The sequence below is a fragment of the Pseudonocardia sp. MH-G8 genome (genome assembly GCF_002262885.1).
In the GTDB taxonomy this organism is placed as follows: Bacteria; Actinomycetota; Actinomycetes; order Mycobacteriales; family Pseudonocardiaceae; genus Pseudonocardia.
In genome coordinates, this window is sequence record NZ_NKYF01000004.1 from 141,270 (window position 1) to 153,764 (window position 12,495).

A 12,495-nucleotide genomic window follows, 5' to 3' on the forward strand; every position below is an offset into this window, starting at 1 on the left:
CCCCGCAAAGGGTATCCGTCGCTCGGTGGCCTTGCGCGGCGGCCGAGCGGAGACCGCCTCTATGGCGAGATCCTACGTGTTCGAGGTCTCCACGATCGTGTATGGACCTAGGGGCGCCTAGGCCGTGGCCGCCTCCCGGGCGGCGTCCGGGCCGCGTTCGAGCAGGACGCGGAAACCCGCCTCGTCGAGCACGGGAACACCGATCTCCACGGCCTTGTCGTACTTCGACCCGGGAGCGTCGCCCGCGACGACGAACGCGGTCTTCTTCGACACCGAACCGGCCGCCCGCCCGCCGCGCGCCATGATCTCTTCCTTCGCCTCGTCGCGGGAGAAGCCCTCCATGGAGCCGGTGATGACGATCGACAGCCCTTCGAGGGTGCGCGGCACGGACTCGTCGGCCTCGTCGACCATCCGGACGCCCGCGGCCCGCCACTTCTGCACGACCTCGCGGTGCCAGTCGACGGAGAACCAGTCGCGCAGGGCGGCCGCGATCGTGGGGCCGACACCCTCGACCCCGGCGATCGGGGCCAGCGCCGCCGCCAACGCCTTCGCCTGCGCCCGCGCGGCGACACGCGCCGCCCGCTCCTCCTGCGCGGCGCGTTCCTCCGCGCTGGGCTCCCCCGCGTGGCCGTCCGCCCCAGGCTCGGCATCCTCCGCCGGCTCCGCCTCGCTCGCCGCGGCGACGGCTGCGGACCCGACCGCCGCGGGCGCGGTGGCCTCGCCGGGGTCCTCCGCGCTGCCGTCGGAGGTGATCGCCAGCCCGGCCTCGGCCGTGGCCCGCGCGGCCTCCTCGGCCGCCGCCTCGATGGCCTCCATGGACCGGAACTCCCGGGCCAGCGCCTGCGCGGCGGTGGGGCCGACGTGCCGGATCGAGAGGCCGACGAGCACCCGCCACAGCGGGCGGTCCTTCGCGGCGTCGAGGTTGGCGAGCAGGCGGTGGCCGTTGGCCGACAGCTCACCGTCCTTCTTGCGGAAGAGCTCGACCCGGAGCAGATCCTCCCCGGTGAGCACGAAGACGTCGCCCTCGTCCTGCACGACACCCGAGGTGAGCAGCGCGGTAGCGGCCTCGTAACCCAGGCCCTCGATGTCGAACGCACCCCGGCCGGCCACGTGGAACAGCCGCTCCCGCAGCTGTGCGGGGCAGGAGCGGGCGTTGGGGCAGCGCAGGTCGACGTCGCCCGCCTTCTGCTGGGCCAGCGCGGTGCCGCACTCCGGGCAGTGGGTGGGCATGACGAACTCGCGCTCGCTGCCGTCGCGCAACTCGACGACCGGCCCGAGCACCTCGGGGATGACGTCGCCGGCCTTGCGGATCACGACGCGGTCGCCGATGAGCACGCCCTTGCGCTTGACCTCCTGCGCGTTGTGCAGGGTGGCCAGCCCGACCGTGGAACCGGCGACGACCACCGGCTCCATCTGCGCGAACGGGGTGACGCGGCCGGTGCGCCCGACGTTGACCTGGATGTCGAGGAGCTTCGTCGTGGCCTCCTCCGGCGGATACTTGAACGCGATCGCCCAGCGCGGGGCACGCGAGGTGGACCCCAGGCGCCGCTGCAGCGCGACCTCGTCGACCTTGACCACGACACCGTCGATCTCGTGCTCGATGTCGTGGCGGTGTTCGCCCCAGTGCTCGACGTGCGCGAGCACCTCGGCGACGCCGGTGAGCACCACGCTGCGCTCCGACACCGGCAGACCCCAGGCGCGCAGCGCGTCGTAGCCCTGGGACTGGCGTTCGAGGGTGAACCCGGTGCGCTTGCCGAACCCGTGGCAGATCAGCCGCAGGTTGCGCGACCCCGTGACCTTGGGGTCCTTCTGCCGCAGCGAGCCCGCGGCCGTGTTGCGGGGGTTGGCGAACGGCGGCTTGCCCGCCTCGACCAGCGACGCGTTGAGCGCCTGGAAGTCCTCCAGCCGGAAGTAGACCTCGCCGCGGACCTCCACCAGCGCGGGCACCGGGAACTCGTCGGTGCCGGTGAGCCGGTCGGGCACCTCCTCCAGCGTGCGCATGTTGAGCGTGATGTCCTCGCCGGTGCGCCCGTCGCCGCGGGTGAGGGCGCGGGTGAGCCTGCCGTTCTCGTACAGCAGGTTGACGGCGAGCCCGTCGATCTTCAGCTCGCAGAGGTAGTGCAGTGTGCTCGCACCCACCTCGCGCGTGACCCGCTCGGCCCAGGCACGCATCTCGTCGGCCGTGAACGCGTTGTCGAGGCTGAGCATGCGCTCGAGGTGGTCGTGGGCGACGAAATCGGTGGAGAACCGGCTGCCCACCTTCTGCGTGGGCGACTCCGGGGTGACCAGCTCGGGGTGCGCCTCCTCCAGCTCCACCAGCTCGCGCCACAGCGTGTCGAACTGGCCGTCGGAGACGGCGGGGGCATCGAGCACGTAGTAGCGGAACTGGTGATCGGCCACCTCCGCGGCCAGCCGTGCGTGCCGTTCGCGCACCTCGGTGTCAGGGCTCACGTGCAGAGGTTAGCGAGGAGGCCCGACAGGCTGCGGGACCTGCGCGTCACCGCTTCCGGCGCAACGGGATGACGTCGGCCTCCCCCACGGGATCCGGGTCGAGACCGCGGCCGAGCTGCTCCAGCCCGGCGATGTAGGGGGCCACGTCGCCGTCGCCCTGCCCGGTGAGCAGCCCGTGCAGGTGCTCCACCAGCACGTCGGCGATCGCGTGCAGCACGTCGTGGCGCTCCGCACCGGTGGCGAGCAGGCGCCGGGCGGCCTGCCAGACCTGCGGGGGATCGTCGGCCCACAGCTGGTTGGCGACGATCTCGTGCACCGTGATGTGCAGCCGCGGGTTCACCCCCTCGACCGTGTCGGTGTCGGGGTCCGCGAGCGCCTCGTGGTACTCCGGGTGCTCGCCCTTGATGAGCACGCTGCGGTCGTCCGGGTCGCCGGGGTCCAGGAACGAGAACTCCTGGTCGCCGATCCGGGTCGCGACGCCGGGGACGGCGAACATCCGGCGCGCGAGCACGTCGGGCAGGTCCTGCGGGTTCAGCGACTCCAGATCGAGGCCGGCGAGGTAGGCGTCCACGACATCGTCCGGCACGTCGTACGGGACGGGATCGGCGTCGCCCGGCCCCCCGATCGCACCCACCATGTCGTCGACCTCGTCCGCCAGCTCGGCGAGCGCGGCCTCGGGCAGGCCGGCTCGTCGCCCCGCCCAGTCCGCCCAGGCACGCAGCGTCTCGGGCAGCGCCTCCAGTTCCTCCTGCGACACCGGCGGGCCGTCGTTCAGGGTCTCGTCGAGGAACTGGTCGAGCATCCCGGGCCCGATCCGCAGCGGCCGGGCGGGCGAGACGGCGGCGCCGAACTCGACGAGCATCCCGGCGCATCCGCGCGCCCCGGGCGGGAGGTCGTGCGAGGTCAGGAACTCGTCCACGACGGCCGCCCGCGAGGCTTCGTCGGGGAGCGCGGGGACCGGCTCCACCGGGGTGGGCAGCAACCGCAACCTGGCGGCGGCCAGGGCGCGGGATGCCGCGAACTCCTCGCCCACCGGCGGCTCGAGCGCGAGCTCCGCCGCGCTGTCGATGACGGCGAACGCCGGCACGAGCACCGCCGCGGCGTCACCGAGGGAGAGCTCGTGCTCGACGACGGAGTGCTCGTCCGCGAGGTCACGCAGGTCCGCGCGCGCCGCGTCCGGGTCCTCGGTGAAGAACGCTTCCTCCACCATCCCGCCGACCGTGTGGTCCACCAGTGCCACCAGCGCGTGACGGGCCCCGCCGCGCTCGACGACGAGCAGCACGGTGCTCTGGTCGCCGTAGACGTCGCCGTAGGCCCACGCCTCGACCGCGCGCTCGGTGCCGAGCGTCGGCACCCAGGCCGGCTCGTCCACCCCGCCCGCGACCAGCGCGTCGGCGCCGGCAGCGGCCTGCTCCCGCTGCCGCTGCGTGCCGAGGACCGCGATCACCCGCAGCAGCCCCACCGCGCCGGGGAGCCGCTTGCGGGCCGCGCGCGCCACGAGCTCCTCGCCGAACACGACCTCCGGGTCGGCGTCGACCAGCACCTTCCCCCACCACGCGCCGAGCAGGACCGACACGTACAGCTCGGCCTGCGTCGCGTCGGTGGCGGCCGCCATCTCGTGCACGGCGTCCGCGAGGATGCGGTCGGCGTGCACGTCCGACCCCGGTGCACCCTTCCGGCCGCGCGCCGCCGACTTCTTGCGCTTCCGTCCCTTGCTCTGCGGGCTCACGCGGTCACCGTGCCAGACCGTGTCACCACTGCTCGGGTGGGTCCACGAAGGCCTGGCCCAGCTCGCGGGCGAGCTCCATCGCCCGCCGCGCCCATGTGGGTGTCGCGCCGGCGAGCCCGCAGGTGGGGGTGGGCACGGCGAGGGCCCCGAGGCGGGAGCGGTCGAAACCGAGCCGGTCGGCCAGGTCGAACGCGGGGCGCGCGAGATCGCGCAACCGCGGCGGCGCGGTGGGCTCGCGGGCCGGGACGAGGCCGAGCAGCAGCGGCGTGCCACCGTCCCAGACCTCGCCGAGCGCGTCGAGCGCCGCCGGCAGCGCCGTCTCGCCGTGGAAGGCGGGCAGGGTGGCGTCGATCCCGACACCGGCGACCCCGGCGCCGGCGAGCAGCCGCACCGGCGGCCGGTCGGCGCAGCAGTGCACCACCACCGGTACCCCCAGGGCCGTGACGAGGTCGCGCAGGGCGTCCTGCGCCTCGTTGCGGCCCACGGCGCGCACGGTGCCGTACCCCGACGCGGTGGGCAGCACGCCGGCGAGCACCGCGGGCAGAGTCGGCTCGTCGAGCTGGACGAGGACCTGCGCGCCGGTGCGCGCCGCCACCTCGGCGACGTGCGTGCGCAGCCCCTCCTGGAGGCTGGCCGTGAACTCCCGGACCGCACCGGGGTCGGTCAGCACACGGTGCCCGCTGTGCAGCTCCACCGCCGCGGCCAGCGTCCACGGCCCGGCCGCCTGCACCTTGACCCATTCCGGGCGCGCGGTGTCGCATGCCTCGTCGAGGGCGTCGAGGTCGGCGCGCAGCAGGTCGACGGCCCTGCGGTGGTCGACGCCGGGGCGCGCCGTGACCCGGTAGCCGGTGGGCACCACCTCGACGGCGATGTCGACGAGCAGCCCGGCCGTCCGGCCGATCATGTCCGCCCCGACACCCCGGGCCGGCAGCTCGGGCAGGTGCGGCAGCAGCGGCAGCTCGCCGACGACGGTGGCCGCCACCTCGCGCGGATCGGTGCCGGGCAGGGAACCCACGCCGGTGGCCGCACCGTCCGACCACCGGGCGGGCGGCGCGGCCACGACGTCGTCGCCCGCCCCTGCGGGAACGGCGAACGCGCCGCCCCCCACCGTCTCCCCTGGGGAGGCGCCGGCCAGGCCGGCCGCGGCGAGCGCGGCCTCGAGCGGATCGGTACTCACGGCCGCTGTCTACCACCGCCGTGCCCGCTCCCCCCGCCCGGGAGAGCCCATCCCCGCGAGAAGCACACGGGCGTCGTACGAACGTGCGGGCGTCGAAACCGGCAGCGGCCGCGCCGTGATCCACCCGAGCCGTACACCAGGGCGGCGCTGGCAACGCTTAAGTGCCGCTCGAGGCGATCTCAGGCACATGATTGCTGCCAGCCGCACGACACGGTCGGGAGCGCGACCATCACCGACGGCTCGGACGGATCACGGCCGCGGCGTCGCGGAGCGCGACACCCACGCACCCAGACCCCGACTCGCGAGCTCCTGCGCCCGACTCGCGGAAGGGACGCAGCACGTCCGCGAGTCGCGCGCCCCCACCCGCGAGTCGCGCGCCCATACCCGCGAGTCGCGCTGCAACACCCGCGAGTCGCGCTGTGGGAAGCGCGAGTCGCGCTACGCGGCCGCAGTGATCGTGGCGCTGCCCAGCACCACGTCGCCGTCCGCGTCGGGGCGGTAGAGGGCTACGGCCTGGCCCGGGGCGACGCCGCGCAACGGCTCTGCGAGCTCGACGCGCAAGCCGTCGGGGGCCGGCTCTGCGACGGCCGGGGCGATGCCGCCGTGGGCGCGGACCTGCGCCACGCAGTCGAACCGGGGACCGGGAGCGCTGCCCGCGCTCCACACCGGCCGGCCCGCCTCGATCGTGCGGACGTCGAGCGCCGCGGCCGGGCCCACCCGCACCGTGCCGGTGGCGGGCTCGATGCCGAGCACGTAGCGCGGCCGGCCGTCGGCGGCGGGGGCGTCGACGCCGAGGCCCTTGCGCTGCCCGACGGTGAACCCGTGCACGCCGTCGTGGCGGGCGAGCTCGGCGCCGGTGTCGGCGTCGACGACGGCGCCGGGGCGCACGCCGAGCCTGCTGCCGAGGAAGGTGCGGGTGTCGCCGGAGGGGATGAAGCAGATGTCGTGGCTGTCGGGCTTCTCGGCCACGCGCAGCCCGCGCTCGGCGGCCTCGGCGCGCACGTCCGGCTTCGGGGTGTCGCCGATCGGGAACATCGCGTGCGCGAGCTGGTGCGCGGTGAGCACGGCGAGCACGTAGGACTGGTCCTTGTCGGCGTCGACGGCCCGGCGCAGCTCCCCGCCGACCAACTGCGCGTAGTGCCCGGTGCAGACCGCGTCGAAGCCCAGCGCGAGCGCCTTCTCCAGCAGCGCGGAGAACTTGATCTTCTCGTTGCACCGCAGGCACGGGTTCGGCGTCTGACCCGCGGCGTAGGCGGCGACGAAGTCGTCCACCACGTCCTCGGTGAACCGGGCGGCGAAGTCCCACACGTAGAACGGGATGCCGAGCACGTCGGCGGCGCGGCGGGCGTCGCCCGCGTCCTCCCGCGAGCAGCAGCCGCGCGAGCCGCTGCGCAGCGCGTCCGGGGTCTGCGACAGCGCGAGGTGCACGCCGACGACGTCGTGCCCGGCGTCGACGGCGCGCGCCGCAGCCACCGCCGAGTCGACGCCACCGCTCATCGCGGCCAGAACCCTCATCGTGCCAACGCCGCCTGCCCCGCGCGGCGGGCGCGCTCGACCACCGGCGCGATCACGGCGGCGACCGCGTCGACGTCTGCGGCGGTGGAGGTGTGCCCGAGGGAGAACCGCAGCGAGCCGCGCGCCGTGGCCTCGTCGGCGCCCATCGCGAGGAGCACGTGGCTGGGCTGCGCCACGCCTGCCGTGCACGCCGAGCCGGTGGAGCACTCCACGCCCTGCGCGTCGAGCAGCATGAGCAGGCTGTCGCCCTCGCACCCGGGGAAGGACAGGTGGGCATTGCCGGGCAGCCGCGAGGCCCCGCCCTCGACGACCCCGGTGCCCGGGTCGCCGTTGAGCGTGGCCTCCGGGACCGCCGCCAGGATCTTCGCGACCAGGTCGTCGCGCAGCGCGGCGAGGGCGGTGGACTTGCGCGGCGCGTCGGCCACCGCGAGCTCCACGGCCGTGGCCAGGCCCACCACAGCGGGGGTGTCGAGCGTGCCGGACCGCACGTCGCGCTCCTGACCGCCCCCGTGCAGCAGCGGCGTGAGCGCCACCTCGCGCCCCAGCAGCAGCGCACCCGCCCCGATCGGGCCGCCGAGCTTGTGGCCGGTGAGGGTGAGCGCGTCGGCGCCGCACGCGGCGAAGCCGACGCCGAGCACGCCGACGGCCTGCACGGCGTCGCTGTGCAACGGGACGCCGAACTCGTGGGCGATGGCCGCGAGCTCGCGCACCGGATTGACCGTGCCGACCTCGTTGTTGGCCCACATCACCGACACCAACGCGACGCGCTCGGGCTCGCGGGCCAGCGCGGCGCGCAGCGTCTCCGGCCGGACGCGGCCGACGTCGTCGACGTCCAGCAGCTCGACCTCGGCGCCCTCGTGCGCGGCGAGCCACTGCGCCGCGTCGAGCACGGCGTGGTGCTCGATCGCCGACACCAGCACGCGGGTGCGCCGTGCGTCGGCCGCGCGGCGCGACCAGTAGAGGCCCTTGACGGCCAGGTTGTCGCTCTCGGTGCCGCCGGTGGTGAGCACGACCTCCGACGGGCGCGCGCCGACCGCGGCGGCGATCCGCTCGCGCGCCTCCTCGACGTCGCGACGGGCGCGGCGCCCCGCTGTGTGCAGCGAGGACGCGTTGCCGGTGCGGGACAGTGCCTCTGCCATCGCCGCCACGGCCTCGGGGAGCATCGGCGTGGTGGCGGCGTGGTCGAGGTAGGTCGCACTCGTGGCGGCCACCTCCTCAACTCGATCGGCTCCGGGCAAGGATAGTCGCCCGGCCGCGGCGACCCGGCCGCGGTGGCGTCGAGCACGGGCTCCGACGTCAGGCCGCGACCCTTGCTCGGACGCGGCGCGCCGCCGGGTGCGGAACGCCGGTCACCGCCGCGACCGCCTCGCCCGCTCCCCGGGCCAGCTCGCGGCGGTCGGCAGAGGGCGGCAGCGCCGGCAGGATCGTCAGCTCGCAGTGCAGGGTCGGCATCCGCAGCACCTGCATTAGCGAGTCCCCCAACGTCTGCTCCCCGATGAACGTGGCGGCCGGGGCGCGCGTGCCGTCCGGCCCGCGCAGGACGGCGGCCACCGGCCGCACCGGGGCACCGGCGTCGATCGCGGCCTGGAACACCGCCCGCCGGAACGGGCCGGCCGCGGCGCCGCACCACGTGGTGCCCTCGGGGTACACGGCGACGTCCGCGCCGGCGCGCAGGGCAGCGGCCGTCGCGCCGACCGTGTCCGGCAGCCCGCGCAGCCCGGCCCGGTCCACGAACAGCGCACCGGCGCGACGCGCGACGGCACCGATCACCGGCCAGTCGCTCATCTCCCGCTTCGCCACGGGGCGCACCGGGCGCAGCGACGCCACCGCGAGCACCTCGATCCAGGACAGGTGGTTGACGGCCAGCAGCTCCCCGCCCGTGCCGAGCTCCCCCGTGACGCGCACCCGCACACCGCTGCACCGCAGCACGGCGCGGCAGCAGCTGCAGAGCCAGCGCGCGCGGGTGGCCGCGGGCAGCACTGCGACCCCGACGAGGGTGGCCACCAGCACCGCCGCCAGCCCGACGAGCCGGGCCGCCACGACCCACACCGACCTGGCCGGGCCGCGGTCGTCGGACAGGCAGTCCGGGCCGCACGGGGATGCGGGCATCCACCCCGACGGCGGCGCCGGGTGCGCCGACACCGTGCCCGCCCGGGCCGGCACGGTCCGCCGTACGAGTGCGACCGCCACCGCTACGCCCCGCCGAGGAAGAAGCGCGCGTACCGCTCGTCGAGGTGGTCCAGGCCCAGCAGGATCAGGAAGTCGGCGCAGTCGAAGTCGGGGTCCAGCGCCGGCGGCCCGCAGACCCAGGCGCCGAGGCGCAGGTAGCCCTGCACCAGCGGGGGGATCGCGGCCCGGCCGGGCCTGCGCAGCACGGGCGGGCGCCACGGCAGCCGCGGCTGCACCCGGTAGGGCTCGGGCGACAGGTGCCGGGCCAGCGCGCGGTCCCACACGGTGCCGGCAGCCGCCCCGCCGTCGGCGAGCGGGACGCTCGCGCACCCGACGAGCCAGCGGTGACCGGTGAGCAGCATGTAGCGGGCGATGCCGGCCCACACCAGGCCGACGACGGCACCGTTGCGGTGCTCCGGGTGCACGCACGAGCGCCCGGTCTCCACCATCGACGGGCGCAGCGGCGCGAGCTCGTCCAGCACGAACTCGCCGTCGGCGTACAGCCGGCCCGCACGCGCCGCACCCGAGGGCGGCAACATCCGGTAGGTGCCGACGATCTCGCCGCCGGCCTCCTCCCGGACCAGGAGGTGGTCGCAGAACGCGTCGAAGGGGTCGATGTCGAGGCCGGGTTCCGGGGAGTGCAGGACCGCGCCGAGCTCGTCGGCGAAGACCTGGTGGCGCAGCCGCTGGGCCGCGCGCACCTCGTCGGGATCGGAGGTGAGCAGGAGGGAGTAGCGGTGGGACGACGCCGACTGCGACGTCCGGGCAAGCACCTGCGTCGAGGTCACGCGGGTCTTGGTACGGGCCGCAGGCAACACCCGTACCCGGATGCATCGACGACCGGGTGGCAGGCGGATGAACTCCGCCGCCCGGCCGGAGCCCGAGACGGGTCAGGAACGAACTGCGCGCCCGCCCAGCCAGAAGACCGCCGAGAGCACGGGCACCAGCGCGAGTGGCACGAGCAGGTTGAACCAGAGCTCGATCCCGGGTGGCCCGTCCGCGTCGAACGTGAGCTCGAGGACCCCGGGCAGATCGATCGTCACTCGCGCGAAGAAGCCCACCAGCAGCAGGGCCACCGAGGCGCCGGCGACCACCGCGAGAGCGGCGGTCAACGCCGTCCTGAACGCCATTTCCGCCCGCCCCCCGCCGGCACCGCACCCGAACCGAACATAGTCGCGTCGGGGACGCCGGGACAGCCGCGTGCCCCGGGCGGCCTGGCCGCCCGGGGCACGTCGGAGGCTGCGCTCAGCCCTTGCGCTTGGCGACTTCCTCCTGCAGCTGAGGGGCGACCTTGAACAGGTCGCCCACCACGCCGTAGTCGGCGATCTCGAAGATCGGCGCCTCCGCGTCCTTGTTCACCGCGATGATCGTCTTCGACGTCTGCATCCCGGCCCGGTGCTGGATGGCGCCGGAGATGCCCAGCGCGATGTACACCTGCGGGGAGACCGTCTTGCCGGTCTGACCCACCTGGAACTGGTGCGGGTAGTAGCCCGAGTCCACGGCCGCGCGCGACGCGCCGACCGCCGCGCCGAGCGAATCGGCCAGCGCCTCGACCACCGAGAAGTCCTCCGCCGAGCCGACACCACGGCCGCCGGACACGACCACGGACGCCTCGGTCAGCTCCGGGCGGTCACCACCGGTGATCGGCTCCCGGCTCGAGACGGCGGCCGAGCGCCCACCGGCGGCGGCCACCTCCACCGTCTCCTCCGCGCCCGCACCCGGCGCCGCCTCGGCGTCGACCGAACCCGGCCGCACCGTGATCACCGGGTGAGCGGTGTTCGCCTTCGCCTCGGCGATGAACGCACCGCCGAACACCGAGTGCGTGGCCCCCTCCGGGGTCACGGCGACGACGTCGCCCAGCAGCCCGGAGCCGGTGCGCACGGCAACCCGGCCGGCGATCTCCTTGCCGTCCGCGGACACCGCGATCAGCACCGCCGCCGGGTCTTTCGACTCCACCAGCGACGACAGCACCGACACCTCGGGCGAGAGGAACTCGCCCGAGTCGGTCTCCGCGACGTAGATCTTCGCCGCGCCGTACTCCTTCAGGCCGTCGGCCAGCTTGCCCGCCGTGCCCGCGGGCCCGACGACGACGGCGGACGGCTCACCCAGCGCACGCGCCGCGGTCAGCAGCTCGAACGTGCTCTTCTTGATCTCACCCTCGAGGTGGTCGACGAGGACCAGCACCTCAGCCATGGGTCTGTCTCCTAACTCTCTCGTCGATCCGTCTCAGATGAGCTTCTGCGACACCAGGTAGGCGGCGATCTTCGAGCCGCCGTCACCCTCGTCCTCGACCTTCTCGCCCGCGCTCTTGGGCGGCTTGGGCTGCGAGGACGTGACGGTCGACAGCGCGGCGGCCAGGCCGACCTCGGAGGCGTCGATGCCGGCGTCGGCCAGGCCGATCGTCGCCACCGGCTTCTTCTTCGCCGCCATGATCCCCTTGAACGACGGGTACCGCGGCTCGTTGATCTTCTCACCCACGCTCACCACGGCGGGCAACTCGGCAGTCAGGATCGTGACGCCGTCGTCGGTCTCGCGCTTCACCGTGATCGAGGAACCGTCCACGGTGATCTCGCGGGCGTGCGTCAGTGCCGGCAGTCCCAGCACGTCGGCCACCATCGCCGGCACGGCGCCGCCGCGACCGTCGGAGGCCTCGTTGCCGGCCACCACGAGGTCCACGCCCTCGACCGTGCCGATCGCCTTCGCCAACGCGCGCGCCGTCTGCACCGCGCACGACCCGGCCAGCGCCTCGTCGGAGAGGTGCACCGCCTTGTCCGCACCCATCGACAGGGCCTTGCGGATCGCGTCCGTGGCGCGGTCGGGACCCATCGTGAGGACGGTCACCTCGGACCCGTCGTGGGCCTCTTTCAGCTGCAGCGCTGCCTCCACCGCACGCTCGTTGATCTCGTCGAGCACCGAGTCGGTGGCGTCGCGGTCCAACGTGCCGTCGGACCTCAGCTTCCGCTCCGAATACGTGTCGGGCACCTGCTTGACCAGCACGACGATGTTCATCGGACCTCTTCGACCTCCTGCCGGTGCGGACCTGCCGCGGTGGGTCTCTCGGACGCTGGGCACGGCGCCCGTCCGCCGACAATGCCATCGGGGTTGCGGCTCGGCCCGGCGGGCGCCCGTTTCGGGCAATTGTTACCGGGGGGTAGCCATCCAGCAAACGGCTCCGCAGGTGAAACTCCTCACCTGCGGTGCAGGCGGTGTGAACGCCCACCACGGAGGGTATTCCGGCGAATGCCTCTTCTCCAGCGCATCCGTGCCTTCCTCGCCAGCCCCCAGGGCAGGCGGATGACCGACCAGGGTCGGCGCATGGCGGCCGACCCCCGCAACCGGGAGCGCGCCCGGGGCCTGTTCGCGCGCCTGCGCCGCCGCTGACCGCACACCGACGCCACACCGGACGAGGCGCAGCCCTGCTCGACGCTACGGTCGGGGACGTGCCCCACGCGAC

The 12,495-nt window shown here is 74.6% G+C and carries 11 protein-coding genes; 1 reads left to right on the forward strand and 10 read right to left on the reverse strand.

Features of this window, described 5'->3' with window-relative positions:
• Positions 1 to 117 precede the first annotated feature (117 nt).
• The 10 genes from ligA to CFP66_RS12835 all read right to left on the reverse strand — a co-directional run bounded on the left by ligA (position 118) and on the right by CFP66_RS12835 (position 12,050).
• Positions 118 to 2,451, reverse strand: a complete 2,334-nt coding sequence (ligA, locus tag CFP66_RS12790; protein WP_233159380.1) for an NAD-dependent DNA ligase LigA — start codon at positions 2,449 to 2,451, stop codon at positions 118 to 120.
• Between the two features lie 46 nt (positions 2,452 to 2,497).
• On the reverse strand, positions 2,498 to 4,180 hold the full coding sequence (locus tag CFP66_RS12795) for a DUF1841 family protein (protein WP_094923353.1): 1,683 nt from the start codon (positions 4,178 to 4,180) through the stop codon (positions 2,498 to 2,500).
• A gap of 22 nt (positions 4,181 to 4,202) precedes the next feature.
• Positions 4,203 to 5,240, reverse strand: coding sequence for a methionine synthase (locus CFP66_RS12800; protein ID WP_233159410.1), 1,038 nt, complete (start codon positions 5,238 to 5,240; stop codon positions 4,203 to 4,205).
• Positions 5,241 to 5,795: 555 nt separating this feature from the next.
• Positions 5,796 to 6,872: a tRNA 2-thiouridine(34) synthase MnmA gene (mnmA, locus tag CFP66_RS12805; protein ID WP_094923357.1), complete on the reverse strand. Its 1,077-nt coding sequence runs from the start codon at positions 6,870 to 6,872 to the stop codon at positions 5,796 to 5,798.
• Positions 6,869 to 8,083 (reverse strand): cysteine desulfurase family protein, encoded by a 1,215-nt coding sequence (locus tag CFP66_RS12810; protein ID WP_255413853.1) that lies wholly within the window; start codon positions 8,081 to 8,083, stop codon positions 6,869 to 6,871. The genes mnmA and CFP66_RS12810 overlap by 4 nt, the downstream gene beginning before the upstream one ends.
• 85 nt (positions 8,084 to 8,168) lie before the next feature.
• Positions 8,169 to 9,062 carry a 1-acyl-sn-glycerol-3-phosphate acyltransferase gene (locus CFP66_RS12815; RefSeq protein ID WP_094923360.1) on the reverse strand — a complete coding sequence of 298 codons (894 nt, stop codon included), beginning with the start codon at positions 9,060 to 9,062 and terminating at the stop codon, positions 8,169 to 8,171.
• Positions 9,063 to 9,064: 2 nt separating this feature from the next.
• A complete protein-coding gene (locus CFP66_RS12820) occupies positions 9,065 to 9,829 on the reverse strand; it encodes a GNAT family N-acetyltransferase (protein WP_094923870.1) in 765 nt (254 codons plus the stop codon).
• 102 nt (positions 9,830 to 9,931) lie between these two features.
• On the reverse strand, positions 9,932 to 10,171 hold the full coding sequence (locus tag CFP66_RS12825; RefSeq protein WP_094923362.1) for a hypothetical protein: 240 nt from the start codon (positions 10,169 to 10,171) through the stop codon (positions 9,932 to 9,934).
• Between the two features lie 115 nt (positions 10,172 to 10,286).
• Entirely contained in the window at positions 10,287 to 11,234 is a 948-nt protein-coding gene (locus tag CFP66_RS12830; RefSeq protein WP_094923364.1) for an electron transfer flavoprotein subunit alpha/FixB family protein, read from the reverse strand.
• Between the two features lie 33 nt (positions 11,235 to 11,267).
• The gene (locus tag CFP66_RS12835; protein ID WP_094923365.1) at positions 11,268 to 12,050 is read right to left on the reverse strand and encodes an electron transfer flavoprotein subunit beta/FixA family protein; all 783 of its coding nucleotides are present in this window, start codon (positions 12,048 to 12,050) and stop codon (positions 11,268 to 11,270) included.
• Positions 12,051 to 12,281: 231 nt separating this feature from the next.
• Here CFP66_RS12835 and CFP66_RS48540 point away from each other — a divergent pair, with 231 nt between their 5' ends.
• On the forward strand, positions 12,282 to 12,422 hold the full coding sequence (locus CFP66_RS48540) for a hypothetical protein (RefSeq protein WP_198961417.1): 141 nt from the start codon (positions 12,282 to 12,284) through the stop codon (positions 12,420 to 12,422).
• The last annotated feature ends 73 nt before the right edge of the window (positions 12,423 to 12,495 follow it).

Coding starts and splice junctions, on each gene's coding strand:
- mnmA (WP_094923357.1), bottom strand. CDS start 6,872: ATGAGGGTTCTGGCCGCGATGAGCGGTGGCGTCGACTCGGCGGTGGCT.
- CFP66_RS12825 (WP_094923362.1), bottom strand. CDS start 10,171: ATGGCGTTCAGGACGGCGTTGACCGCCGCTCTCGCGGTGGTCGCCGGC.
- CFP66_RS12830 (WP_094923364.1), bottom strand. CDS start 11,234: ATGGCTGAGGTGCTGGTCCTCGTCGACCACCTCGAGGGTGAGATCAAG.
- CFP66_RS12835 (WP_094923365.1), bottom strand. CDS start 12,050: ATGAACATCGTCGTGCTGGTCAAGCAGGTGCCCGACACGTATTCGGAG.
- CFP66_RS48540 (WP_198961417.1), top strand. CDS start 12,282: ATGCCTCTTCTCCAGCGCATCCGTGCCTTCCTCGCCAGCCCCCAGGGC.